This window comes from Pseudobutyrivibrio sp. ACV-2, assembly GCF_900107545.1.
GTDB lineage: Bacteria > Bacillota > Clostridia > Lachnospirales > Lachnospiraceae > Pseudobutyrivibrio.
Genome location: NZ_FNQZ01000008.1, coordinates 12,420 through 37,587, shown reverse-complemented (window position 1 = coordinate 37,587; position 25,168 = coordinate 12,420). Strand labels below are relative to the sequence as shown.

Genomic DNA, 25,168 nt, shown 5'->3' with positions numbered 1-25,168 from the left:
AAAGTATATAGATATCATTTTATCCACGTAAGCGAAAATTTCATTTTTTTACGTTGCGCAATACTTGTCGAATATTGCAAACATAGGTATCAATCTTGATATTGCTTAAAGGAGGCATCCCTAGCCGACTGTAGCAATATCAAGATTGTTACCGTAACAAGATGAACACAGCCTATATTATCTAGATATCCAACGCAGCGTGATATCCCCAGTAAACTGCATTGGTGATTGTAGAAACCTTTGCAGCATCTCCGATTACACGAACAAATGGAGCTGCATCTAAAAGCTTTTCCACAACATCAGTGCGTGAACGCTGTCCTAATGCACAGATTACGCTTGCGCCTTCAACCATAACTTCATTTCCGTCTTTATCCTCGCAAAGAACACCATCAGCTGTAACCTTTACAGCCTTAAGTCCTGTGTGAACATCTACATACTTATCAATTTCCTTAAGGAGAAGTGGACGATGTCTTACATTTGCATCTGGAGCAAGAGCATCTCTCATTTCGATGATAGAAACCTTCTTGCCTTCCTGTCCAAGGTGAACAGCACACTCACAACCTGCAAGGCCGCCACCCATAACAACTACATTATCGCCAACCTTTTCTTTTTCCTTGTAGTAATTATTTACAACAACTACATTGTCTCCATCAAGACCTGGAATTGGTGGAACAAGTGGAGTAGAACCAACTGCGATTATAAGAGCATCTGCATTTTCTTTCTCAACATATTCCTTTGTTACCTCTGTGTTAAGACGAATCTCAACCCCTGCCTTTCTGGCAAGCTTCTCATATGTGGCTGTAAGCTGGTACATCTCATATTTAAAAGAAATAGCCTGCTCACTCTTAAGGATTCCGCCAAGCTCTGCTTCCTTTTCACAAAGGATAACCTGATGACCGCGACGAGCAGCTGTATATGCAGCGTAAAGTCCACCTGGACCACCACCTGCTACAATCACTTTCTTTTTAACAGGAGCTAATGCAACCTCATCACCTTCAATCTCACGTCCGATAAGAGGATTTACAGTACAACGTCTAGTTGATGTAGCAGCTCTTTCTGCCATACATGTAAAGCATCTCAGGCAGCGAACAATTTCATCATCACGATTTTCTGTAACCTTCTGTGGAAGATATGGATCTGCAAGAAGGGCACGTCCCATGTATACGATATCAGCCTTGCCAGTTGCAATGATTTCTTCCATCTGTGCCGGGTCATTTAGACCACCAAGTGTTGCTACTGGAACTGACACATGCTTTTTAATCTCTGCTGCAAGGAAAACATTTCGTCCGTGTTCCTCAAACATAGATGGATGTGTAATGCCAAATGTCTTCTGATAGGTTCCAGCTGATACATGAAGAATATCTACATAAGACTCAAGCTGCTTTGCAATTTCGATACCCTCTTCAAGTCCATAGCCACCTTCGCAGAATTCAGAGCCTGACATTCTAAACTCGATTGGGAAACGTGGGCCAACTGCTTCACGTACGGATGCAAGAATTTCTTTTGCAAGTCTACAACGATTTTCAAGACTTCCGCCGTACTCATCAGTTCTCTGGTTGAAAAGTGGTGAAAGGAACTGATTGATTAACCAACCGTGTCCACCATGAATCATAATCATCTCAAAGCCAGCACGTTTTGCCATGGCAGCCACATCACCATATGACTTTACGATTTCATCAATCATTTCTTTTGTCATGCCCTGAACTTCTACGCCGTCAGGTCTAACTGTGTCCATCGGACCCCACTGCTTTAGGCTCTTCTGCTTTGACTTGTCAGTCATGTATGTACCGGCAAACATTCCTGAATGTGAAAGCTCAAGTGAAGGCATTCCGCCATGACGTCTGATTGCGTCTGCTGTGTATGTTGCACATGCAAGTGAATTTAAGATAGCTGGGTTAAGTCTATAAGCATGACTTCCATCAGATTCATGAACCATGCACTCTGATACTGTAACTGCTGCTGCGCCACCCTTTGAGCGAAGCTCATAAAATGCTGTAGACTTAGGGCCGATACAGCCATCATTTGTGATATCTGTTCCACCCATAGGTGCTGAGAACATTCTGTTTCTAAATGTAACGCCTGCAATAGTGATTGGGCTGGTAAGATGTGGATACTTTCTAACCATTTAAACTTCCTCCTTTTACCCGTACATTGTTAAAAATATAACGTTTTTACTTGTGAATATTTTAACACCCTATGAAGTCACCCTTCTATCAACAAAAAAATAGAAGGTGCAAACCAATAGTTTGCACCTTCTAGAATTACTCTATAAACATATCCAAAAAACACTTAATTAATGGATTATTTTGATTGTTATTATTATAGGCCACATATACAGACCATGGTATTCCATCTGCTATAGGGATAAGCTTAAATCTGTCCGACAAGCTGTCTTTACTATGAATATCTACATCTATTCCTATTCCAAGCCCTTCACTCACAAATTCATAAATCATGGCCGCTTCCATTGTTTTTGCCCTGATATTTGGATAAAAGCCCTCTCTTTCACAGGTATTTAAGAGGTTGGTGTAGGATTGGTATTTTTCGTTTAAGGTGATGAGCTGCTCATCCTTTAAATCCCTAATTTGAATAGAATCTTTGTCATAAAGAGGATGGTTACTTGGGACGACTGCGCACATCTGCTTGCTAGAGACCTCTTTTTCCACAAAGTCCGTGGCTGCGACTCGTCCGATTACAAGCGCTATATCAAGCTGTCCTTTTACCAGCCTGTCCTTTACATCCTGATTGGAGCCTTCATCCCAAATGATGTCATTTCCTGTGAAGGCGGCCTGGAAGGCTTCCATTTTTTTCATGGGCAGCATGCGTATCAAGCCACAGGAATACCCTATATGAAAAGTCTTTTTCTTGTTTCGGATAAGCTCTAATCCCTGCTCAATTTCCTGCATATCTGTAAGAAGCTTTTGGCTTTTGTCATATAAGAATACTCCCGCCTCTGTGGGAATTAGGCCTTGCTTTGTACGATCAAACAGCGGTGCTCTAAGCTCATGCTCAAGCCTGTCTAATAGCTTTCCTAAGCCTTGTGGGCTGATGTATAGGGATTTTGCCGCTTTGTTTATGCTTCGTGTTTCGTAGCACTCCATAAAGGAGTGTATATCTTTAACATCCATAGACTTCTCCTGGGTGCATACCAACAGTTTCTACCTCTATAATAACAAAAGCCCCTTGCTTTTAACACAAGGGGCAAGAAAAATTATATTAGTTTTCTTCTTTTGGCATAACGATTGCGATATGAACATCGTCAAGCTGCTTCTGATCTACTGTAGCTGGAGCATCCATCATGATATCCTGAGCGTTCTTATTCATTGGGAATGGAATAATCTCACGGATTGATTCCTCACCAGCGATAAGCATGATCATTCTATCAACACCAGGAGCGATACCGCCGTGTGGTGGTGCACCATATGTGAATGCGTTGTACATAGCTGGGAATTTAGCCTTAACATCGTCCTCACCAAGACCTACAAGCTTGAATGCCTCAATCATGATTTCAGGGTCGTGGTTACGGATAGCACCTGATGAAAGCTCAACACCGTTACATACTAAGTCGTACTGGTAAGCTAAGATATCAAGAGGCTCCTGTTTCTTAAGAGCGTCCATTCCACCCTGTGGCATAGAGAATGGGTTGTGGCAGAACTCAAGCTCGCCTGACTCCTCGCCGATTTCGTACATAGGGAAATCTACAATCCAGCAGAACTCATATGTATCCTTTCTCATGTGCCCCTCAGCTGCTGCACCAAGAAGCTTTCTGAATACACCAGCAGTCTTCTGAGCAACAAGAAGTGGACCTGCAGCAAGACCTACAAAATCACCTGGCTTAAGTGAAAGTGCATCAATAACAGCCTGCTTTCTCTCCTGAAGGAACTTAGCGATACCACCAACGATTTCGCCGTTCTCATCGAGCTTGAACCAGTATGTCTTTTGAGCTGTAGCAACCTCTACTTCAGCAATCATAGCATCAATCTGCTTACGTGTAGCTGTAAGATTATCAACAACGATAGCCTTAACTACATTGCCCTCGAATGGGCCAAAGCCGCAATCAGCCATAACTTCTGTAGCATCCTGAAGAACTAAATCAATACGAAGGTCTGGCTTGTCAGAACCGTATTTGTCCATAGCCTCAAGATATGGGATGCGTACAAATGGAGCTGTAGAAGCTGTATTATAAACGCCGTATTTTGCAAAGATAGGTGGAAGTACATCTTCAACTACTGCAAAGATATCTTCCTGTGAAGCAAATGCCATCTCCATATCAAGCTGGTAGAACTCTCCTGGAGAACGGTCAGCTCTGGCATCCTCATCACGGAAACATGGTGCAATCTGGAAATATCTATCAAAACCAGATGCCATAAGAATCTGCTTGAACTGCTGTGGTGCCTGTGGAAGGGCATAGAATTTGCCTGGGTGATTACGTGCTGGAACAAGGTAATCACGTGCTCCCTCAGGTGATGAGCATGTAAGGATTGGAGTGGTAATCTCCATGAAATCGTGAGCAATCATTGCGCTACGAAGCTCTGCAACGATTTTGCTACGAAGGATAATTTTGCTCTTAACCTCTGGATTACGAAGGTCAAGATAACGATATTTGAGACGAGTGTTCTCATCAGCTTCCTTTGAACGATTAATCTCAAATGGGAGCTCGTTGTGAGTACACTTACCAAGAACTTCAATTGATGTAGGAACAACCTCGATTTCGCCTGTTGGAAGCTCAGTGTTCTTAGAAGAACGCTCACGAACCTCACCAGTTACAGAGATTGTAGACTCCTTATTAACAGAATCGATAACAGCCATCATCTCTTCTGTCTCCACTACTATCTGGGTAGTGCCATAGAAATCACGAAGGATAACGAATCCGAGATTCTTTGACACCTTTCTAATGTTTTCGAACCAACCAACTAATGTAACCTGCTTGCCTGCGTCTGAAAGACGGAGCTCGTTACAGTTGTGTGTACGTGACTGAGTCATGTTTATCTCCTCTTTTCTAAAACAACATAGGGCTGTTTAGCTAATGCTAAACAGCCCTTTAATAATACATCAAGACCTTTAAATTATCAATATCCCAAATATGTCATACACCCTAGTCCGCCGAGACTAACCGTATAGAATCACCATTTTTCATATTGCTTTCGCTATACTCATGAAAAGCATCATTTTTCCAGGTCCGCCAAGCCAAACCATAATGTAGCACTAGTTTTCATATCGCTTTCGCTATACTCATGAAAACTAGTGCTACATTACAGTTCGGCTTGGCTCATTGGCCTGTGGTACTTATCAAAAAATGTGTGTCATAAACTCTACGATGACAACGCGGGGCTACATCGCCAAACGCTTTATGGAGTGGTCGCCGATGCGGCCGGTAGCCTTTAGGCCTTCGTAAAGAAGGTTTTTGAGTTCGTCGCGGTTGAGGACGATTTTGGAGTCGTCGTCGAGGGTGACTACTACGTTGGTCTCGCAGGCTAGGCAGCTGCCTCCCGGACATGAGGTGTCACAGTCTTCGTCTGGACAGTGGTTCTCACAGATTGAGCAATCTACCTGATACATATTTTTACGGTTTATGACCCCGATTTCCTCTAGGGTGTTTACCATACGATATACTGTCGCACTACCGATGTTTTTGTCTACTTTTACTGCCTCGCGGTAGATTTCTTTTACGCATGATGGGTCGGAATTAAGTATGATATCTAAAACTGTTAAACGCTGCTTTGTGATACGACAGCCTGCCTCGCGAAGCTGCTGTACTATCATATCTCTTTGCTCTAGGTTGTTAACTGCTAAATCCATAATTGTATCTCCTAATACTACCTCAATTTTCTAGGTTTAACACCTCATCCGCCCTTCGGGCACCTTCCCCCTCGCCGGGGTGGCAGATAATGCTAAAGCATCATCTCTTCCCTCAAGGGGAAGGCATAACATAAAATCCAGCCCATAGGTCTGGGCTGGGATGAATAATCTTTTTAATTTCTATTTTAAAATTTTGTCTTTTGCATAGTCGCGAACTGCCTTGAAGCTTTCCTTGCTGATGACGTGCTCGATGCGGCATGCATCCTCTGAAGCAATTTCCTCATCTACGCCAAGTTTCACGAGAATTTCAGTGATGAGCTCGTGGCGCTCGTAAATCATTTCAGCGATTTCCTTGCCTTCGTCTGTAAGATAGATATATCCAGCATCCGTAACTGTGATGTGGTTCTTCTCACGAAGATTCTTCATAGCTATGCTGACTGATGATTTTTTAAAGTTTAGTTCGTTGGCAATATCTACGGAACGAACAACTGGTAATTTCTTACTAAGTAATAATATTGTCTCTAGATAATTTTCTGAAGATTCGTTTACAAATGTTCTCAAAATACAACCTCCTACATTTGGAACCGGTGAGATTGGTTGCACGCAACTCACCTATTAAAGGGTATCACATTTCCAACTTCTGTGCAACCGAATTAACTATGGTTAGTTTACTCTAACTATACATAATAATCAATAGCTTTACTTCAGCCTTTCTCAAAAAATATCCTCGGGTGGCTGAAGCCCGAGGATTCTTTTTGCATATTCGCGAGAACATGCAGATATAGGGAGAAAATATATGAATGGTCCGAATGACCCAGATATAAACTAATTAAATGAAACAGCATATATTGCACAGCAAATTAAGTAAAATCATGCTTGCACACCAACGAACAACTCCCGTGTATGGCCTTGTGTAGCCATATGAGCGACCTCTGTATTCATACCAGTTGTTACTCCAGTCGATGCTCTGTTGAAACTGTCTGTATCTAAAGTTGCCAGGCTCTAGAGCTATTGCTCTTCTGATGTATTCTCTGGCATCGTTAATGTGTCCCATTCCCTGCGAAGCTACAGCGGCGAAAAAATACCACTGGCCGTTTCTAAGTGACTCATCAATAGAATGAAGTACATTCATTGCCTGAGCAAACTGTCTGGCATTTATGTAATTTGCAGCTGCCTGCATTTCCATAGAGGCCTGGGAATTTGAGTAATCCTGATATCCACCTGAATAGCTGTAGGAACTATTTCCATAGCTATTACCATAACTGCCGAAGGATGGGCCTCCATTTTGGCGTTCATCCATAATTCGATTATACGCTGCCTGGATTTCTTTGAATTTCTCCTCGGCGGCATCTTTATTTGGATTGTTTATATTGGCATCAGGATGGTATTTCCTGCTGAGTGCTCTGTAGGCCTTTTTTATATCGTCCTCTGAGGCATCTCTTGAAATACCAAGTACCCTATAGGGATCTGTCATTACACTTTTCCTTTAAATCCTTTTTGTTTTTAAGCTGCAGATACTCGTATCTGGTCCAAACACCTGAGTAAATAATATTTCTAAGAATATCTGCATTTTCAACTATAGGTAATCTCTCGAAGGATTTGGCACATTCTGCCATGAGCGATGTGAGATTTATCTTCACAAAACACTCGAACTCCTTTGGTGATTCCTTTTTCAAATAAAGAAGAGGATTGTAATTACCTCTTTTTTCGTCTTTTTTTATGTCATCATAGGCATCCATCAGGTAGATGAATTTGCCCATGTAATAACCCATACAATGAAGGGTCTGTCCCCATGCATCCTGCTTCCAGTTAAATATTTCACCTAGCATTTCGCCAGTGTAGCAGGATACCTTTTCGATATTTGTCTCTTTTGATGCTTCTGCATATGAAAGCTTTTTAATGTATTCCTCAACAGCCTTTGCCTGTCTTGGATACTTTTGTGCGATTCGGTCATAGTCCTTTTTAATGGAGTTGGCCGCCATGCCTGAAAGCTTTGAATTTTCATCTGTATAGTGATCCATCAAGCTGTGATATGAAAGAATAATATCCATATCGGCTGCGTAAGAGATGGCCTCACTGGAATAACCATGTTTTGTTTTGATAGGATGTATCACACATCTGAAATCTTCGGAATTAATGTCGGGTTCATACAAGCTTTGGAGAAGTATGCCTAAAAAGCAAAGGTCAAAATTTAAAAGCATCTGCGCCTTGAGACCGGCATTTTTACCAAGCTGTCTGCAAAGGCCACAATAAAAGCTCTGATATTTTGTTTTGTCTTCTTCGGAGAGTTGCTCCCGATTTACATTAATGTATCCAAACAAATGCTACACCCTCTTCACAAACACTGTGTGACATTTACTGCAGGTAACCTCTATCTTTCCTCTACCTCTTGGTGCTCTAAGTTTCTGCTTGCAGGAAGGACATTTAAATATCGCGTAGGTTTTTCTTTGATTAAAATCATATTGTATCTTGGCAAATTTGGTTTTGACATTTGGAACAAGCTTTGAAAAAAAAGCTCGTATCTTAACTGTCTTTTGAAGGAATAACTGATTCTCGTTATATCGCTTCTGATAGTTTTTAGAAAGCATTCTCCAAATGCTGTATGCCAGGCAAGCCATTGCTAAAAGATATATGGCGTTTGAATGGGTGAACATGGTGAGAAGCATAAGTATTAATGCTACCCAAGTGACTGTACGTCCAAGGGCATCTATTCCTGTTCGACCTGAAAAAAACTGTGCCATTTTATATCTGAAATTGTTCATGGCTCCCCTCCAAATTGCTTTTGATAGAGAGAGAATATACTTTAAAAGCGCCACCGTCAACAGTTTGGATTTGTATTTAAGAAAAGTTTAAGATTTGATTTATAGTTCTAATGAATAATAGAAATTTCTTTATAATCTTGGGCAAAATAAGGCACCCTTAGATGATTTAAGGGCGCCTTATAGTAGTCAATATTTTATTTAAAGAACTGCATTTCCTCGTTTAGTTTAAGAGCAATATCCTTTAGATTTGCTGCTGCATCCGCCAATGTGCTTACAGTAGCTGAAAGCTCTTCTACTGATGCCCCGGTAGTTTCTGAAGCTGCAGCATTCTCTTCAGAAATTGCTGATAGTGAATGCATGGCATTTGATACAGCATAATTTGAATTTACGCAGGTCTCCGCTTCTGAAGAAATCCTTGTAACACCTTTAACTGTATCATCAATATCCTGAAGCATTCCCTGAACAGATTCAAAGGTAGAAGAAATTGCTTTTTGTTGTTGAGCATTTCCTTCCATTACCTGAGATGCAGCACTTACAGCCAGTTCAGCTTCCTGAAGAAGTGCATCCATCTCTGATCTGATTTCCGATGCAAGTGTATCTGAATCGTCTGCAAGCTTTCTAATTTCCTCCGCAACAACAGCAAAACCTTTACCCATTTCACCAGCTCTTGCTGCCTCAATAGAAGCATTCAAGGAAAGTAAATTAGTCTGTGATGCAATTCCTGAAATACCTTCAACGCGTTCATTAATATTTGAAACTGCATTCTGTGTAGAAGAAATTCTCGATGAAATCTCTTCAATTTTGGTCGTCATGTCACTACTTGAATTCTGGAGGATATCAAGTGAAGATGTAGATGTTTCTGAAGCCTGCTTCATTCTCTTTGCCAATTCTGCCATCTCAATAGTAGAATCCTTGACACCACCTACAGCATCTGTGATTCTAGTGGTTCCTTCAGCTGCAGATTGAATATCTTCAGACTGCTGTACTGCCCCACTCGCAATATGTTGAACAGAAGTAGCGACCGTTTCTGTAGTGTCTGCAATTTGACTCGCCATATCCGACAATTCATCTGATGAAATTGCAACTGTGTTTGATGAATTTTTAATATGGCCAACGATGGTAGAAAGCTTATCAATCAATTTGTTGGTATTATTGACCATCTCTCCAAATTCATCGTTTCGATTAGTATATTTATCAACCTTGGTAAAATATCCATCAGCTAGTTCTGCAATAGTTTTATTAACTGCCAAAATAGGAAGTGTAAAGCTTACTGCCTGAAGGTAAGCAAGAATGCCTGCGATAACAAGAAGAACTAATCCCACAACTAAAGTTGTCAAAGCTGATAATCGAGCGCTTCTTGTAACTGCAGAAATAGCAATGGCATCACAGATGATATATCCTGTAATAGGCTCTCGTACATATGAAAGATATGTTGGAGTACCGCTTGCATTACTGCTATAGGTATCGCTTTCCAAATTGTCGGTGATATATGGTGATGATGCGAAGCTTACAGGCTCATCATTCGGTGCAATATCATAAAATGCATGGCAAGCCAGCGTACCCTCATAATCAACAAGGAATGCTTCCTCTCCATCTTCACCCAAGATTGCTCTAAACTGACTTAAGTCATAGCTTCTGTGTATAACACCAATGATAGTTTGTCCATCATAATCATAAACAGGCACTGCTAAACATAAAATACGAGAATTGGTGGAGGCACTCACTGTAACTTTCGATGCTGTTGTCTTTCCCGTCATAGCGCCTTTCCAATAATCTCTTTCTGACACATCTGAAAGGTTACCGTCATCACTTCTAAGAATCATCCTTCCCGCAGCATTGGAGAGAACAATTGAATTACCGTCATTAAAGTAATCATTGATAACCTGCATCTGCTTCAGCGTCTGAGGACCGCTGTCACCAGTTTTAATAAACTCTATCGTATTTGGCGACGCAGCCATTGTTTGAAGCGAAATCTCTGTATCTGCAAAAATCTTATTAATCTCTGACTCTAAAAACCATGCAGACCATGCAAGAGTAATCTTTGCTTCTGCCTTTGAAGTTGTGGTGGTTCTATAATAGTTAATTGCTGTAGCTGCTATAAGTGGCAATGCAGCCAACACCACCATTGTCAGGATGAGTTTTGCCTTCACACTAGAAAATACCCCTTTTCTTCGCATATTAACCTCCATTCAAAATCAAACTGTTAACAGTGTAATTTCTCCCCAGATTAAATTACAATGCCCTAAACTTGATTTTATCACGGATACCAACAACAATAGTGACTTTTCTATGTAGATATTTGTCCCAGAATGTGAATTATAATGCAAAAATCCCACAGGCATTTAAGCCGTGGGATTTAGATTAATCTGCTATAACTTCTTTTAAAATGACTTCATTTCCAGTCACAAGATAGGTATTTTCACTACCACAATGTGGGCAGGTTTTACCATGGGCAACTGTCTCATATTCCTGTTTGCAGTCCTCACAGAAGGTCACAGCCTTGATAGTTTCACAAGTTAGTTTACTACCTTCAAGACGTGGAAACTTTTTGGCATTCCAGGCCCAGCAATCAATGAGATAGTCAGGGATAACTGTAGATACCTCACCTATCGACAATACCACCTCTAAAATGTGGTCTGCTTTATTTTTGTCAGCCACTTCCTCTACTTGTTTTGCTACATGAAACACAATACCTAATTCATGCATTACTTATACTCCTTTTCTTTTAAATAGCCTTTAGGCCGCATTTAATCAAAGTAGCTCTTAGGTTTTCATGCTCCCGGAGGCCACCTCCCATACTCTCATTGCGGTGCGGTAGCCCCTCATTCGGTATAGGGCCTTCCTCCTCGCGCTTGCCAAAACTTTCTTCTACTTTAATAAAAAGACTTTTACCCACTTAATGAACTGAAAAATGCAGCTCCCGCAGGCCTTCGACTTCGTCGCAGACCTTTTGTAGTGAGCAGCTTTTACAATCCATCATCACATTTTTGAAGATATGGTCTATTGCACCAGTGATATCTTCAAAATGCTTTGCATGCTCAGACATCCCCTTATAATTAATGTCTTTTGCAGTTATAAATATGAGCTTTACAGCTTCAATATTTTTATTTTCATGGTAGGTATCTAAAAACAGCCTTCCTACCTGGGCAAATCCTAGGCCCTCCTCTATGGCCTGGGCTGCGACTCGAACCGGCTCTCTGTTGTTTCTTGCTGAGATACGAGTCATGTACCCCTTTGGATTAATATGATACCTGACATATTCTATTTTTCTAATAGCATTATAGAGTGCATTACCATCTCCAAGGCTATCTTCCGCCACACGCACAAGTGCTATTCTGGCATAGGGCTGGTCTTCTTTAATATCCTTTAAGTCAGGACCAATCAAATATACTTCATCTGAAGGAACTAACACTTTGCTTGCAGTGACTCCCATGATACTTACAGCAGGCATAGTTCCACCACCAAGCTCAAATGCCATATCTGCCCTTAGGATAAGATTGTGGTCTCCCACATCCTCCCAATTCGCATTTACGGTATCAAGCCTGCAGGCTTTTGAAAGATCTATGGTACCAAGCAACTCCTTGATGCTTTCGTCATACAGCTTCATTAGATTTTTCTGTCTCGCTTAATCTTATCGTAGTGCTTTGCCAAAAGTGGCTGGATTGCGCTGGTGAGCTTCATATCCAGGTTGAAGAAATATACAATCAGTGAAAGTATAAATAAGCTCACAAGCACTATGGCGATAATTAATAAAATCTTTATCATAAATACATCTCCCTACTAAGCGGCTCCAAGTGTTTCGTGCTCCCGCAGGCCAAGGTTATGAGCCGCTCACTAAACAACCTGAACATTACACTTTTTACGGGCGAATTCGGCGGCGCCTAGTGCACCCATTAGCTGAGGATCGATTGGTAAATCGATTACTTTTAGCTTTAGAACTTTTTCGATGGCGGCCTTTAGACCTGCATTTTTAGCGCAGCCGCCTGTGAGCGTGATTTTGTCAGTGGCGCCGGCTTTTTTAGACATTACGAAACAGCGCTTGGCAACCGAAAGCTGGATTCCCGCCGCAATTTCATCCATCGGCTTGCCTTCTCCCACAAGTGATATAACTTCTGATTCCGCAAATACGGTACACTGTGCAGTGATTGGAATGACATTTTTGGCTTTGAGAGACAGGTCTGAAAATTCATCTAAATCCATCTCAAAAGCTCTGGCCATGGCTTCAAAAAATCGGCCTGTGCCGGCAGCACATTTATCGTTCATGGCAAAATTTAAAACTGTGCCATCACTATCAACTGCGATTCCCTTTACATCCTGTCCACCAATATCTATTATCGCCTTTACGGTAGGGTCAGCAACGTGTACCCCCATGGCGTGACAGCTAATTTCAGAAATATTTTCATCTGCAAAAGGAACCTTGTTACGTCCATAACCTGTACCTACAAGATATGTTAAATCTTCTGCGCTATTTAAATCTGTCACCTGGGCTACTGCCTGATCAAGAGCATCCTGGCAGGATAGCACAGCATTTATACGACTCTTCAAAGTGACATTTGCAACCATCTTACCAGTTTCATCAATAATCACGCACTTTGTATATGTGGAGCCTGAATCACATCCACCAAAATATTTCATTTTATATTCTCCTCGTATGACTCAAGGTCATTTATTAAATAATCTCTAATTTTGCGAGAGCTTTTTTCATTCCAGTTACGATGGCAGTATCATCGACTATTTCAAGGACTGATTTGCCCTTTAAGTCACATTCTGTCAAATTGGCATCAACTCCTATGGCGCCTAAAAATGGGATGCTTCCCAAATCCATATATGACAAAACATCCTCAGATGGAACACGATTTACTACCACTCCAATTTGCTCATACATAACCAAATCGTCAGCAACTTTTTTAATAGTCTTTATTACGTCACACCCCTTTTTGCTGGAATCTGTAACAAGGACAAGATGTGTGACCTTTTCCATGACACGACGATTAATCTGTTCAATGCCAGCCTCTCCGTCTATAACAATGTAATCAAAATTGTCGGAAATTGAAGCGATTACTTCTTTGAGATAAGTATTGATTTTGCAATAACAGCCAGCCGCTTCTGGACGTCCAATTGCAATAAAAGAAAAGCCACCTGTCTCAATCATGCAATCAAAAATACGATATCTGGCTTCGCCAAGCACCTCAACTGTAGCGCCTGCATCGCCCCTTTCAGCAGCCTCTACAGCTTCCTTGCGAATGTCATCCAAAGTAAGCTCAGGCTCCACTCCAAGTGCTGTGGATAGTCCAACTGCCGGATCTGCATCAATTGCCAAGATTTTTTTATCAGGATAAGCTTCCACTAACAATTTAACCATCACCGCAGCAAGGGAAGTTTTGCCAACTCCACCCTTTCCGGCAACAGCCAAAACTATAGGTTTCTTTTCCATTACAAATAATTCTCCCTGTATTACATATCCCTTTTGCTATAAAGACAACTACCATCCAAATAGCAATATTAATTATAACACCCACACATATGGTAAAAAAGGCAAAAAAATAACCACAACCTTTTTTGGTAATAGTGGCTAAAAAAGGTTGTGATTCAAAATGCGTATTGTACAAACGCCAGAAGATTATTGCCACACTTTACTTTCAATGAGGTGTTTTATTCTTCTGCGTGAAGCTTTTTGTTCATGTATGTGATAAGCATTTCAAGGCCTGCTTCATTCTCACCACCACGTGGGATGATAATATCTGCATGCTTTTTAGATGGCTCAACGAACTCTTCGTGCATAGGCTTTACTGTCTTTGCATACTGATCAATGATAGATTCAATGCTTCGTCCACGCTCAATCATGTCACGTTTGATACGGCGCATGAGACGCTCATCTGCATCTGTATCAACAAAAATCTTGATATCCATCAAATCACGAAGCTCTTTATTTTCAAGGATAAGGATTCCTTCCATGACGATAACAGTCTTTGGCTCGATACGAATAGTCTCGTCTGAACGGTTATGGATAACATAATCATAGACTGGCATATCAATTGGATGACCTTTGATAAGCTTTCTAACATCCTCTGCCATTCTGTCAGACTCAAATGAATCCGGATGGTCGTAGTTCAACTGGCTGCGTTCCTCAAAGCTCATTTCCGGATGAGCCTTATAATAAGAATCATGGCTGATAACCGCAATATCTGCACCAAAATAATCCTGTAGCTTATTGATAATTGTAGTTTTGCCTGACGCAGAGCCGCCTGCAACTCCAAGTACACAAATTTTTTCTGACATATCTTTACCTCTTAAAATCTTTCTAAGGTCAACCCAAATGCCCCTACTACCTGTTAACCCTTAAAACGTTTGAACCCCTCGCCATACACTGCCTTTGATTCCATGATGACTATAAACGCATCAACGTCAATCTTTTTTGCAACACGATTGACCTGATACATCTGCTTGTCTGAGCAGGCGCACATAAGGACCTGTCTTTCATCGCCCTTGTAGCCGCCCTTTGCTGTAAAAATGGTAGTGCCTCGCTCTACTGCTTTGTCGATAGCATCTGCAATGGCTTCGGCTTTGTTGGTTACGATCATGCACATCATACCTGAATCAGCAGAAATCATAACCTTGTCAACTACAAGTGAACCTATATAGCTGATTACAAAACCATAGCAAAGCGCTTCAAATGAATGCGCATAGGCAATAGTGTCGATGACTATAATCACAACATCCACAATGAAAAATATTCTTCCAAGAGACATATGTGGGTGCTTTGCTTTTATAATCATCATTATAAAATCTGCACCGCCTGTGGATGAATTGCGCATATATACTAGGGCGTAGCCTAGTCCTGTAAACACACCTACAACTATAGCATTTAAAAGTGTATTTCCTATGTCGATTCGTGGAACAAAAGGTGCCACAAAATCCATCATCACAGTGCCAATTGCCATAGTCTTAAAGGAACGCAACAAAAATTTTCTTCCAAGAACCTTGTAAGCCCAGACAATAAGCGGAATGTTCATGATGATTGTCACAAGACCGATTTTCCATCCCCAGTACTGATAAAAAATCATAGCAATACCGGTAAGGCCTGTCAAAGGGAACTTGGCATCTGCCGCAAAATTATAAAGAGCAATACCAATACACAAGCCCGACAATGCATCCATTAAAATATCGATTAGTAAATCTTTTCTTTTTTCAGCTGACATAATTTCCCCTGTTTGCTCATCTAACTATTCTGCAAAACGTTTTGTTATACCGTGTAGCACGCGCACTACAGTATCCATACCCTCTGCTGTGATGTGCTCCATTGGACCGTGGAAATTGTATCCACCTGTTCCAAGGTTTGGACATGGCAATCCCATAAATGAAAGTCTGGCGCCATCTGTGCCGCCTCTGATAGCAACAGCCTTTGGATTTTCACCAGCATCCTCTAACGCCTTGAATGCAAAATCTATAAGGAACATGTGTGGCTTGATCATCTCAAGCATGTTCTGATATTGATCCTTGATAGTAAGCTCGCAGGTACCCTCGCCGTACTTCCGATTAATGATATTTGCAGCATGCTCCATAACTTTTTTCTTGTCTGCAAATTTATCAGCATCATGGTCACGAATGATATATGAAAGCTCTGCTGATGCAACATCACCCTTCATATCTGTAAGATGGAAAAAGCCCTCATATCCACTGGTCTGGCTAGGTGTCTGTGTTGGTGGAAGCATAGCATTGAATTCCATAGCCACAAGCGCTGCATTTACCATAATATCCTTGGCATCACCTGGGTGGATATTTACACCATTAAACTTTACTTCAGCACCTGCTGCATTGAAGTTTTCGTATTCTACAGCGTTTTCTTCGCCACCGTCTACCGTATATGCGAATTGAGCTCCAAAATGCTCCACATCAAAATGATCTGCACCTGCACCGATTTCCTCATCAGGTGTGAAGGCTATACAAATCTTGCCGTGAGGCTCGTCGCTTCCGATGATTTCTTCAGCAAATGTCATAATCTCTGCAATACCAGATTTGTCGTCTGCACCAAGAAGTGTTGTGCCATCTGTATGAATCAATGTACGACCCTTTAGCGTCTTTAAATGTGGGAAATCTGCAACTTTGATTGTACGGCCACTTGTGCCAAGGACTACATCTTCACCGTTATAGTTTTCCTCAATTATCGGATTTACGTTTTCACCGCAGAAATCTGGAGCGGTATCCATGTGAGCAATAAAGCCAACTGATTTTTTATCTTCATAGCCTGGTGTAGCTGGAATAGTACCGTAAACATAGCACATATCATTTACATGAGCATCAGCTATTCCGATTTCTTTCATTTCCTCAACAAGCTTGTGAGCCAAGTCAAACTGACGGGCTGTAGATGGAACTGTTGTGCTGTCCTCATCACTTGTTGTAAATACTTTTACATAATTTAATAATCTTTCGTATGCACGCATCTTTAGTTCTCCATAAAAATAGGGCTCTAGGAGAGCCCTGTATAATACTTTTCAATATTGAAAATCTTTTAATTATAGGCCATATGCCCTCCCGGTCTTCTTTTCGGGAAAACCCAGCCATTTATGATTGGGCTTTGCCCAATGGACTGGGTTGTGGAAGCCGGGCAACTCCCGCAAGCGGGGTCCTCCCGTCTTCTCTTATTGATTAATCATAAAATCTAATAACTTCTTTGAGTCTTCCGGCTCATAGGCGATGATTTCAAGCTCGGGAATGATGCTTGAATCTGCCTGGAAAATACTAGCAAGTGAAACAAACTGTGAAAGCTTTGACTTAAGATTTAATCTGTCACCTTCGCTTGTGATTAACTCAACTGTGCCTTCACAACTATCAATTACCTTAAAAAAAGCATCTGTGTCTTTAATGTTAGTGATTTTCATATATACCTCCTTCAACGGACAAAAAATATATCTGCTTATAAGGATATAATAATACATTTCCAAAGAAAAAGTGTGAATTATTAATAATTAACGCTTTTAATTAAACATTAAATCTGAATGTAATAACGTCGCCATCAGCAACGACGTATTCCTTACCTTCCATACGTACAAGGCCCTTTTCCTTTGCAGCTGTCATAGAGCCATTTGCCATAAGGTCATCATAGCTTACAACCTCTGCCTTGATAAATCCACGCTCGAAATCAGTATGAATCTTTCCAGCAGCCTGTGGAGCCTTTGTCCCCTTCTTGATTGTCCATGCACGGGTCTCATCCTCACCAGATGTAAGATATGAAATAAGACCAAGTAATCTATATGATGCAGTGATGAGCTTATCAAGACCTGATTCCTCAAGACCCATAGCCTCTAAGAACTCCTGCTTTTCCTCATCTGACTCAAGCTCAGAAATCTCCTGCTCAATCTGGGCTGAAATAACGAATACCTCTGAGCCTTCCTTAGCAGCGTACTCACGAACAGCCTGAACGTTTTTATTGTTTGCACCATCATCTGCAAGGTCTTCATCCTCTACATTTGCAGCGTAGATAACTGGCTTTGCAGTAAGAAGATTGTACTCCTTGAAGTAAGCTTCCTCGTCCTCATCGTTAAGCTCAAAAGTCTTGGCCATGTTGCCAGCTTCCATATGCTCAAGAAGGCGCTTCTGCATAGCAGCTTCCTTCTGAAGTGTCTTGTCCATACGAGCGCTGCGCTCTGTCTTAGAGTAACGACGCTCCATAACTTCCATATCAGAGAAAAGAAGCTCAAGGTTGATTGTCTCGATATCTCTTAAAGAATCTATGCTACCATCAACGTGAACTACGTTTGCATCCTCGAAGCAACGTACAACGTGTACGATAGCATCTACCTCACGGATGTTTGCAAGGAACTGGTTTCCAAGTCCCTCACCCTTTGAAGCACCCTTTACAAGACCTGCGATATCAACGAACTCGATAGTTGCAGGAACAGTTTTCTTAGAGTTGTACATCTTTGTAAGTGCATCAAGACGCTTATCTGGTACAGATACGACACCTACGTTAGGGTCGATTGTTGCAAATGGATAATTGGCAGCGAGTGCTCCTGCCTTTGTAAGTGAATTAAATAAAGTTGATTTGCCAACGTTTGGTAAACCTACGATTCCTAACTTCATATTTTATTTATCTCCTTCTAAAAGTATTGATTTTACTGTGTTTTCAATATTTATGACACTTTTGGTCATAGCCTTTTGTATATTACCACATTTCTATTTATTTCTCTACCCTGGGTGTTTTTTAGTTTCGGGCTGTGCTGGCAGCATTTTTTTCTTTTGCACTGCCCGCTTCTCTTCTTTTGGGCAGTGCTACATTCATTTTTGCTTCTAGCACTGCCTGAACCCACAAAACTCTTCACAAAAAAAGAGCAGCTATCTTTCGATAACTACTCTATGTAATGTTCAATATTAAATTAGATTGACAATCTAAAGTTATCGTTCAATGTTCATGGAGCTTATAATCTACATCTTCCTTTATTATTTCCAGCATTATTGCTGCAAACCTTGGGTCAAACTGAGTTCCTGATCCTTTTTCTAACTCCTGCTTCACCACGTCTTGTGGAATAAGTCCTCGGTAGCTTCGGTTGCTTGTCATGGCATCGTAGGCATCGGCGACTGCAATAATTCTTGCCTCTTCCGGAATGTCCAATCCTGCTAATCCATCAGGATATCCCCTGCCATCAAAACGCTCGTGGTGCCATCTGGCGCCGATGGCAAGTTGTGGCATTTCCTCGATATTTTCAAGGATTTTTGCACCCCTTCCGGGATGTGTTTTTATTTTTTCGAACTCTTCATCTGTAAGCTTTCCCGGCTTATTAATCACAGCATCCGGAACACCGATTTTTCCTACATCGTGAAGCAGTCCCATCATGTATATTTCTTCCTGATATGCTATTGGAAAACCTGCTCTTCTTGCTATTTCTTTGGAATACTCCGCCACCCTTCCTGAATGGCCTTTTGTGTAGGCGTCTTTTGCATCGATAGCATCTGCCAATGTATGCACTACATGAAGAGACAGCCCCTCTACCTCTTTGGTCTTGCGCTCGACCTCCGCATGTAAATCATTCTGCAGCCTGATAAGTTCAAGCAAATGGCTGACTCGAAGTGTCAAAACCTCTGCTATAAATGGCTTTCTGATAAAATCCATGGCTCCCAAAGACAGCCCGGCAGTTTCCGATTCGCAATCATCATTAGCAGTAAAGAAAATGACTGGTGTTTGCTTCTTGCCATTTTCATTTTCCCACTTTCTTAAAAGCTTCATGGTCTCAAAGCCGTCAAGCTCTGGCATTTTGATATCTAAAAGTAGCATATCAATCGTATTTTTCACCACGTAATCCAACAAAAGCCGACCGCTTTTAAGGCATGTAACCTTAAAGCCGGCCTCAGAAAGAACCCTGTTAGCATTTTTCAATATGATTGCGTCATCATCTACAACCACTACACGCTCTTCCATTAACTATCCTTTCTATGGGAGATTATTCATCCCACAAGCTTCCGTATGCATTCACCGCTTCATCAACAGTCATGATGCCATTTGCAACCTTGTAGGCTGCTGCACGAAATTCTTTATTTACCGCATCATTAAGTCCTGTTTCCTGATAACTGAAGGCTCGTTCATCTGGAAAACCTTCAAGTGAGGAATAAACCTCATCCACGGAAAAATCATTGGTAGGAGTAATCAATCTCTTGATTGCAGCCATGTTGCCAAGTTCTTTTTCTCTCATTAAAAATCGGATGAATTCATTGGTCATATCCAAATTTGCACTATTTTTATTTACACTGAAAAACAGATTTACCGCATCTAAGAAATAGCCGCCCTCATCCCCAAAAGGAACTACATAAAATTGATATTTAAATGGATTAGCTATAAAAGCTTCCGATTTGCTTTCTCGCTTCAGAGTGCCGGAAACCATATCTCCACTTCCCAGCATCATCGGAACATCACCCTCAAAAAATCGCATGATGACAGCATCGTAGTCATCTGCAATCTCTTCTCCACAAAGATTTGGATTCAAATGTCCGCTATCCACAAAATCCCCAAGTCTTTCAAGAGTAGGTCGCATTATTTCTCCTGCTGATTTATCCATGGAATTAAGTGCTGCCACAGAGTCAGGATTTTTGATAACATCATCACAGAAAAATGGAAAGGCCAAAGCATAATACATTCCTGCAACTGTAGTGCCATTTGCTCCCATGATAGGTGCTTCATAACCTGCTGCCTCAAGCTTTTCACAAACATCTATTAGTTCTGAATAATTTTCAGGAACCTCAAGTTCATTTTTTTCAAAAATATCCATATTCACAAGCATTCCATAGGACCTTGTAAATATTGGAAGCATGATAACATCTCCATTATCCAGGCTCCATCTGGCGCCCTTTCGTATGCAATCCAGGTTTATATTCAAATCAGGGTTTGAAAGCACTTCTGCATGTTCAAGTACAGGAGCCATTCTATCCTCGTCCAACATCCATGATGCCGTGACGTAAATATCTGGAGCCTCATCACTAATCAAAGCGCTGGCGATTGTGTTGTCATAATCATCCAGGCAAACATAGTTGAGATTTACATTTGGATAGTATTCATAAAAACGCTCAAATTCACTTTCAAGTGATTCAAAATTTGAGTAGCTACCTGCCACTTTGAGCTGACACTCAGTTTCAAAGGATAAAGCGGGCTTGAATTCAGCATTATTATTCTCATCTTGTCCACATGAGGTCATAGTAAGTACCATTGTGGTAGCAGCTATTGCCACACAAAACTTTTTTAATAATTCCCCTGTTACTGTTCTCTCTAATTTAAACCTCATAATCCTGTCCCCCCGTTAGAATTTGCGGTATTAAATCGTAATCAAAATTATCAATAGCCTTTTTTAAAGCCTTGACTCGTGATTTCTCATTTTCCGGAAAGCTGTATTTTTCAAAACTTTCTATGATGATTGCCAAACTATCATAGTCAAAGGATTCACAGCATTCAGCAAGTGAAGCATATGCAGCCTTCATATCCTGTTCAGAAATAAGCGGAAGGCTATTATCATCATAGTCATCTTTTGTTTCCTTAAGCGGTGAAAGCGCTCCCGCTAATGTCCTATAATCTGCCAAAAGCTGCTCTATCTGGCTTTCAAGAGTGTTTAAATCACCAGCTTCTGATGCTTTCTCCAGCTTTGCGGCAAAATCCCCTAATTTTTCTGCACCTATTACACGGGATGTGCTTTTTAGAGCATGGATTTTTATGGCTGTATTTTTTAAATCTCGTGCTTGCCAGTATTTTTCTATTTCATCTGCATTAGTTTCGGCTGAATCCAGATAGTTCATTAGAGTGTCTATATAAGCTTCGTTGCTACCGCAATGAATTAAGCCTGCGTTCACATCGATGTCCTCTATTTTACAGATAAAGTCCGGAATGGTGCTATCATCAGCATCGTCGCCTTCAGATATAGCCACAAGTTTTTCTTTAGGAAGATAATGAAGCAACAGCATCTCAAGACGCTCCGGATCTATAGGCTTTGTCACATAATCATCAAATCCTGCATTTATATACATTTCACGCATACCTGAAATGGCATTGGCTGTAAGACATACTATAGGCGTGTTGTCATTTAAAGTATCTGTAAGCCCCTTCATTTCCTTTAATGTCTCGATACCATCCTTATCTGGCATCATATGATCAAGAAAAATCACGTCATAATGATTTTTCTTAAAAAGCGAAATACCTTCATCTCCACTGGTTGCAGCATCTATCTGCACCCTGGTGCGCTTAAGCAGGCTCTTAAATACAGAAAGATTAACTGTTGAATCGTCAACAACAAGCAGCCTTGCATTTGGCGCACAAAAGCTTTCCCGATATCGTACTCTTTCTAATACGGAGCGTTTGAAACGTTCTTCATAATCTCCTATCGGCATCCAGTCTTTTACCCTCTGAACAAGTTCAAAGGAAAATGTGGAGCCCTCACCATACTTGCTTTCCACCTCTATATGACTACCCATCATATTTAGAAAGCTCTGAGCAATGCTCATTCCAAGGCCAGTTCCTTCGATATTTCTGTTTTTGTTTTCGTCAATGCGCTCAAAGGCCGTAAAGAGACGATCCATATCTTCAGGTTTAATACCAATCCCTGTGTCAGTGACACTTATAATTAGCCTGATGGAATCAGCTGTTTCCTTTGCAAAATAAGCTTTAAAGGTTATGGAACCTTTTTTAGTGTATTTCACAGCATTCGAAAGAATATTTATGATAATCTGCTTGATGCGGATTTCATCACCATGCAATATAGTTGGAATATTTCTATCCACATCCAGATTAAATGCAAGACCCTTATCCTCGGCCTTTCCCTGAACCATATTCACAAGGTCATTAAGCATTGATATAAAGCTATAATCTACATTAATGATATCCATTTTACCTGCCTCAATTTTTGAAAAATCAAGGATATCATTAATGATTCCAAGCAAGGTTTTCCCTGCAGTTCTTATACTTTCTGAATAAGCAACAATTTCCTCTTCGTGGCTATCTCTAAGTACCATTTCGTTAAGCCCTAATATCGCATTCATAGGTGTACGAATATCATGGGACATAGTAGACAAAAAATGGGACTTGGCTTCATTCGCCTGGGTAGCCATTTGTGCAGCTTCTGCCAGCTTCCTGTTGTAAAGCATAAGAACAAGATAATTAAATACGAGAAGGGACAACAAGCCTATAGTAACCATTCCAAGTAGCAACCAGTCCACTACTGTATTGTTGGCAAGCTCCCATGCAGGAATATAAGCCAAAAGGAACCAGGTATCCATGGATTTTAAAGGAGTGTAGGAAATAACGCATTCTTCACCTTTTGAGTTAGACATCCTCATGGTACCGGATTCTGATGTAAGCTGACTTGTCATTCTATTGTAATCATCAATATTTACTTTGTTATAGGACTTATAGTATTCAAAAAAATTGGAATTCTTCATGGACTTGCCATGAACCAGATAATCACCATCCTTGTTAATAAGTGAAATCTCTACACTTTCATATTCACCATTCAAAAAAACAAGTTTGTCCTCAAGAGCACTTACTGGTTCAACTCGCATCAGCAATGCCTCTTTAAGCTCTCCAGTATTCTCGTCCAGAATATTTACGATATTCATAAATGCAATGGACTGTATTCCGTTTTGAGGGTTGGTATATGCTCTGGTAAGGTTTACCACACCATCTTTTTTACTGATTTCATCAAGACTGTCAAACAGCTGAACCTTTCGATATGAGACCGAATAATCGTCTGGATTTGACAAGCTTGGGTGTGTAGAAATACCACTTTTTGACGATTCATCCAATAAAATTAAATGGCCATAGATAATAGGCGATATTTTAGCCTTTCTTATAAAGGATATAGCTTCCTCTGCAGTCATCGGTGTACCCGCCTCAGCAGAACGGTTTATGTAGTTTGACCATATATCACAAAGATGCTGCTCGTCCTCAAGATAGTTGGTGATAATCTGCTCTGCAGAGACAGTCATTTTCTCGAAAGCCTCAATAACGCTCTCATTGCTTTCGCGCATTTTGGTATTGGCATACTGAATTATGAAGAAGAGTATCAATCCCATTATCACAAGGTCGATAACAATGACCAGCGTTTTCTTCACGCTTTCACCTCCCATAAAACAATCCCCTACCTATCATCAACTTTATGATAAGGCAGGGGATATTTCATTTCCAATGAATTTTCAGTGAACCATATTCAGTTTTGCGCTGAAGCTTTATACCGCAAAATCGATACGCTCACCTGTTTTTATTTCGTCATATGGAACACTAGACCAGTCTATACCACGAATCTTTTCAAGGAGCTCTTCTGCCGAAGATGCCTCTACTGTGGTACGTTGTCTTTGCTCCTCATTCTTTCCATATTTATCAATCTTTTCTTTCTTGTCTTCAACCTTCTTTTCTTCTTTTGCCTTTTCTTTATTTGCTTCGATACGCTCTCTCTGCTTTGCAGAAGATTTTTCAAGCTCTGCAAACAGTTTTACTGAACCATCATCGGCAAGCTCTATTGTTATTTTATTAAGCCCCACATCATCGGCTCTATCAGGGTCATTTGCCAGCTCTTCCGTAACCTTTTTGCTCATTTCGATGGCTTCTTCCATCTGTTTAAGTCTATTGTTACCATACTCTTCGTCCTCGGCCATCTTTTCTAGCTCTGCACTGGAAATCATTACTGAGACTTCTTTGTCACTGGCTGCTGCAAGTGCATCCTGATCCTCTTTTGTATCTGCAATGATAAAATCGTAGTTTCCATATTTCTCACGCAAGGATTTGAGATAATCCTTACCCTTATCCGTTAATTTATTTTCTGTACTTTCCGGTTTTTTTGTCTCTGTTTTTTTTACCTGAACAGCCTCTGTTCTTTCAGCTGTTTTATCTTTTTTCAGCTTTCCAGCATCATACTGATTGTACAAGCTGCTAAATCCATTTATACCTACCATAGCCTATACCTCCTTGTAACTCCATGGCCAAAACAAGACTTTCTACTTCCCTGTATATAGTCTTCGTTTATTATATCGGGTGTCTTGGAATTGTATTTCACTGTTAATATTGCCAAAAAAGTTTTCTGGGTTTAGTCCAAAACAACTAAAAAAGGACGAATATCATTTTGAATCCGTCCTTTGAATAACAT

At 40.8% G+C, this 25,168-nt stretch carries 23 protein-coding genes; all 23 read right to left on the bottom strand.

Annotated elements, in window-relative coordinates; genetic code table 11:
* Positions 1–181: 181 nt before the first annotated feature.
* The 23 genes from BLV53_RS09790 to BLV53_RS09685 all read right to left on the bottom strand — a co-directional run bounded on the left by BLV53_RS09790 (position 182) and on the right by BLV53_RS09685 (position 24,977).
* Positions 182–2,125, bottom strand: coding sequence for an oxidoreductase (locus BLV53_RS09790; RefSeq protein ID WP_090300349.1), 1,944 nt, complete (start codon positions 2,123–2,125; stop codon positions 182–184).
* Positions 2,126–2,261: 136 nt separating this feature from the next.
* Positions 2,262–3,128: a LysR family transcriptional regulator gene (locus BLV53_RS09785; protein WP_090300347.1), complete on the bottom strand. Its 867-nt coding sequence runs from the start codon at positions 3,126–3,128 to the stop codon at positions 2,262–2,264.
* Positions 3,129–3,216: 88 nt separating this feature from the next.
* Positions 3,217–4,983 carry an aspartate--tRNA ligase gene (aspS, locus tag BLV53_RS09780; protein ID WP_090300345.1) on the bottom strand — a complete coding sequence of 589 codons (1,767 nt, stop codon included), beginning with the start codon at positions 4,981–4,983 and terminating at the stop codon, positions 3,217–3,219.
* 348 nt (positions 4,984–5,331) lie between these two features.
* Entirely contained in the window at positions 5,332–5,799 is a 468-nt protein-coding gene (locus tag BLV53_RS09775) for a Fur family transcriptional regulator (RefSeq protein WP_090300343.1), read from the bottom strand.
* Positions 5,800–5,979: 180 nt separating this feature from the next.
* Entirely contained in the window at positions 5,980–6,360 is a 381-nt protein-coding gene (locus BLV53_RS09770) for a metal-dependent transcriptional regulator (RefSeq protein WP_090300341.1), read from the bottom strand.
* 268 nt (positions 6,361–6,628) lie between these two features.
* Positions 6,629–7,273, bottom strand: coding sequence for a DnaJ domain-containing protein (locus tag BLV53_RS17740; RefSeq protein WP_090300339.1), 645 nt, complete (start codon positions 7,271–7,273; stop codon positions 6,629–6,631).
* A complete protein-coding gene (locus BLV53_RS09760; RefSeq protein ID WP_090300337.1) occupies positions 7,257–8,120 on the bottom strand; it encodes a DUF5685 family protein in 864 nt (287 codons plus the stop codon). Before BLV53_RS09760 ends, BLV53_RS17740 begins: the two co-directional genes overlap by 17 nt.
* A 3-nt stretch (positions 8,121–8,123) precedes the next feature.
* The gene (locus BLV53_RS09755; RefSeq protein WP_242879077.1) at positions 8,124–8,561 is read right to left on the bottom strand and encodes a zf-TFIIB domain-containing protein; all 438 of its coding nucleotides are present in this window, start codon (positions 8,559–8,561) and stop codon (positions 8,124–8,126) included.
* Between the two features lie 194 nt (positions 8,562–8,755).
* Positions 8,756–10,738 (bottom strand): methyl-accepting chemotaxis protein, encoded by a 1,983-nt coding sequence (locus BLV53_RS09750; protein WP_242879076.1) that lies wholly within the window; start codon positions 10,736–10,738, stop codon positions 8,756–8,758.
* A gap of 184 nt (positions 10,739–10,922) precedes the next feature.
* Positions 10,923–11,267, bottom strand: coding sequence for a hydrogenase maturation nickel metallochaperone HypA (locus BLV53_RS09745; RefSeq protein ID WP_090300333.1), 345 nt, complete (start codon positions 11,265–11,267; stop codon positions 10,923–10,925).
* A 190-nt stretch (positions 11,268–11,457) separates the two neighbouring features.
* On the bottom strand, positions 11,458–12,168 hold the full coding sequence (locus BLV53_RS09740) for a carbon monoxide dehydrogenase (protein ID WP_090300332.1): 711 nt from the start codon (positions 12,166–12,168) through the stop codon (positions 11,458–11,460).
* A complete protein-coding gene (locus BLV53_RS17050; RefSeq protein WP_170830817.1) occupies positions 12,168–12,326 on the bottom strand; it encodes a hypothetical protein in 159 nt (52 codons plus the stop codon). Before BLV53_RS17050 ends, BLV53_RS09740 begins: the two co-directional genes overlap by 1 nt.
* A 69-nt stretch (positions 12,327–12,395) precedes the next feature.
* Positions 12,396–13,196, bottom strand: a complete 801-nt coding sequence (locus BLV53_RS09735; RefSeq protein ID WP_090300330.1) for an acyl-CoA dehydratase activase — start codon at positions 13,194–13,196, stop codon at positions 12,396–12,398.
* A gap of 34 nt (positions 13,197–13,230) precedes the next feature.
* Positions 13,231–13,995, bottom strand: a complete 765-nt coding sequence (locus BLV53_RS09730) for an ATP-binding protein (RefSeq protein WP_090300328.1) — start codon at positions 13,993–13,995, stop codon at positions 13,231–13,233.
* A 218-nt stretch (positions 13,996–14,213) separates the two neighbouring features.
* Positions 14,214–14,840 carry a uridine kinase gene (udk, locus tag BLV53_RS09725; RefSeq protein ID WP_090300326.1) on the bottom strand — a complete coding sequence of 209 codons (627 nt, stop codon included), beginning with the start codon at positions 14,838–14,840 and terminating at the stop codon, positions 14,214–14,216.
* A gap of 53 nt (positions 14,841–14,893) precedes the next feature.
* The gene (locus BLV53_RS09720; protein ID WP_090300324.1) at positions 14,894–15,760 is read right to left on the bottom strand and encodes a YitT family protein; all 867 of its coding nucleotides are present in this window, start codon (positions 15,758–15,760) and stop codon (positions 14,894–14,896) included.
* A gap of 24 nt (positions 15,761–15,784) precedes the next feature.
* On the bottom strand, positions 15,785–17,002 hold the full coding sequence (pepT, locus tag BLV53_RS09715) for a peptidase T (RefSeq protein WP_090300322.1): 1,218 nt from the start codon (positions 17,000–17,002) through the stop codon (positions 15,785–15,787).
* A gap of 198 nt (positions 17,003–17,200) precedes the next feature.
* The gene (locus tag BLV53_RS09710; protein WP_090300320.1) at positions 17,201–17,440 is read right to left on the bottom strand and encodes a polya polymerase; all 240 of its coding nucleotides are present in this window, start codon (positions 17,438–17,440) and stop codon (positions 17,201–17,203) included.
* Between the two features lie 100 nt (positions 17,441–17,540).
* Entirely contained in the window at positions 17,541–18,641 is a 1,101-nt protein-coding gene (gene ychF / locus BLV53_RS09705; RefSeq protein ID WP_090300316.1) for a redox-regulated ATPase YchF, read from the bottom strand.
* A gap of 319 nt (positions 18,642–18,960) precedes the next feature.
* Entirely contained in the window at positions 18,961–19,974 is a 1,014-nt protein-coding gene (locus BLV53_RS09700) for an HD domain-containing phosphohydrolase (protein ID WP_090300314.1), read from the bottom strand.
* A gap of 22 nt (positions 19,975–19,996) precedes the next feature.
* The gene (locus BLV53_RS09695; RefSeq protein ID WP_090300312.1) at positions 19,997–21,328 is read right to left on the bottom strand and encodes an ABC transporter substrate-binding protein; all 1,332 of its coding nucleotides are present in this window, start codon (positions 21,326–21,328) and stop codon (positions 19,997–19,999) included.
* Positions 21,318–24,140: an ATP-binding protein gene (locus BLV53_RS09690; protein ID WP_170830816.1), complete on the bottom strand. Its 2,823-nt coding sequence runs from the start codon at positions 24,138–24,140 to the stop codon at positions 21,318–21,320. Before BLV53_RS09690 ends, BLV53_RS09695 begins: the two co-directional genes overlap by 11 nt.
* A 114-nt stretch (positions 24,141–24,254) precedes the next feature.
* Positions 24,255–24,977 carry a DUF6033 family protein gene (locus tag BLV53_RS09685; RefSeq protein ID WP_090300308.1) on the bottom strand — a complete coding sequence of 241 codons (723 nt, stop codon included), beginning with the start codon at positions 24,975–24,977 and terminating at the stop codon, positions 24,255–24,257.
* Between the last annotated feature and the right edge of the window lie 191 nt (positions 24,978–25,168).

What these genes read in the sequence shown, in the direction of transcription:
- BLV53_RS09755 (WP_242879077.1), bottom strand. Translation starts at nt 8,561, where the DNA reads ATGAACAATTTCAGATATAAAATGGCACAGTTTTTTTCAGGTCGAACA.
- BLV53_RS09735 (WP_090300330.1), bottom strand. Translation starts at nt 13,196, where the DNA reads ATGAAATATTTTGGTGGATGTGATTCAGGCTCCACATATACAAAGTGC.
- BLV53_RS17050 (WP_170830817.1), bottom strand. Translation starts at nt 12,326, where the DNA reads ATGATAAAGATTTTATTAATTATCGCCATAGTGCTTGTGAGCTTATTT.
- BLV53_RS09790 (WP_090300349.1), bottom strand. Translation starts at nt 2,125, where the DNA reads ATGGTTAGAAAGTATCCACATCTTACCAGCCCAATCACTATTGCAGGC.
- BLV53_RS09750 (WP_242879076.1), bottom strand. Translation starts at nt 10,738, where the DNA reads ATGCGAAGAAAAGGGGTATTTTCTAGTGTGAAGGCAAAACTCATCCTG.
- BLV53_RS09775 (WP_090300343.1), bottom strand. Translation starts at nt 5,799, where the DNA reads ATGGATTTAGCAGTTAACAACCTAGAGCAAAGAGATATGATAGTACAG.
- BLV53_RS09785 (WP_090300347.1), bottom strand. Translation starts at nt 3,128, where the DNA reads ATGGATGTTAAAGATATACACTCCTTTATGGAGTGCTACGAAACACGA.
- udk (WP_090300326.1), bottom strand. Translation starts at nt 14,840, where the DNA reads ATGTCAGAAAAAATTTGTGTACTTGGAGTTGCAGGCGGCTCTGCGTCA.
- BLV53_RS09745 (WP_090300333.1), bottom strand. Translation starts at nt 11,267, where the DNA reads ATGCATGAATTAGGTATTGTGTTTCATGTAGCAAAACAAGTAGAGGAA.
- ychF (WP_090300316.1), bottom strand. Translation starts at nt 18,641, where the DNA reads ATGAAGTTAGGAATCGTAGGTTTACCAAACGTTGGCAAATCAACTTTA.
- BLV53_RS09710 (WP_090300320.1), bottom strand. Translation starts at nt 17,440, where the DNA reads ATGAAAATCACTAACATTAAAGACACAGATGCTTTTTTTAAGGTAATT.
- BLV53_RS09740 (WP_090300332.1), bottom strand. Translation starts at nt 12,168, where the DNA reads ATGAAGCTGTATGACGAAAGCATCAAGGAGTTGCTTGGTACCATAGAT.
- BLV53_RS09695 (WP_090300312.1), bottom strand. Translation starts at nt 21,328, where the DNA reads ATGAGGTTTAAATTAGAGAGAACAGTAACAGGGGAATTATTAAAAAAG.
- pepT (WP_090300322.1), bottom strand. Translation starts at nt 17,002, where the DNA reads ATGCGTGCATACGAAAGATTATTAAATTATGTAAAAGTATTTACAACA.
- aspS (WP_090300345.1), bottom strand. Translation starts at nt 4,983, where the DNA reads ATGACTCAGTCACGTACACACAACTGTAACGAGCTCCGTCTTTCAGAC.
- BLV53_RS09685 (WP_090300308.1), bottom strand. Translation starts at nt 24,977, where the DNA reads ATGGTAGGTATAAATGGATTTAGCAGCTTGTACAATCAGTATGATGCT.
- BLV53_RS09720 (WP_090300324.1), bottom strand. Translation starts at nt 15,760, where the DNA reads ATGTCAGCTGAAAAAAGAAAAGATTTACTAATCGATATTTTAATGGAT.
- BLV53_RS09700 (WP_090300314.1), bottom strand. Translation starts at nt 19,974, where the DNA reads ATGGAAGAGCGTGTAGTGGTTGTAGATGATGACGCAATCATATTGAAA.
- BLV53_RS09730 (WP_090300328.1), bottom strand. Translation starts at nt 13,995, where the DNA reads ATGGAAAAGAAACCTATAGTTTTGGCTGTTGCCGGAAAGGGTGGAGTT.
- BLV53_RS17740 (WP_090300339.1), bottom strand. Translation starts at nt 7,273, where the DNA reads ATGACAGATCCCTATAGGGTACTTGGTATTTCAAGAGATGCCTCAGAG.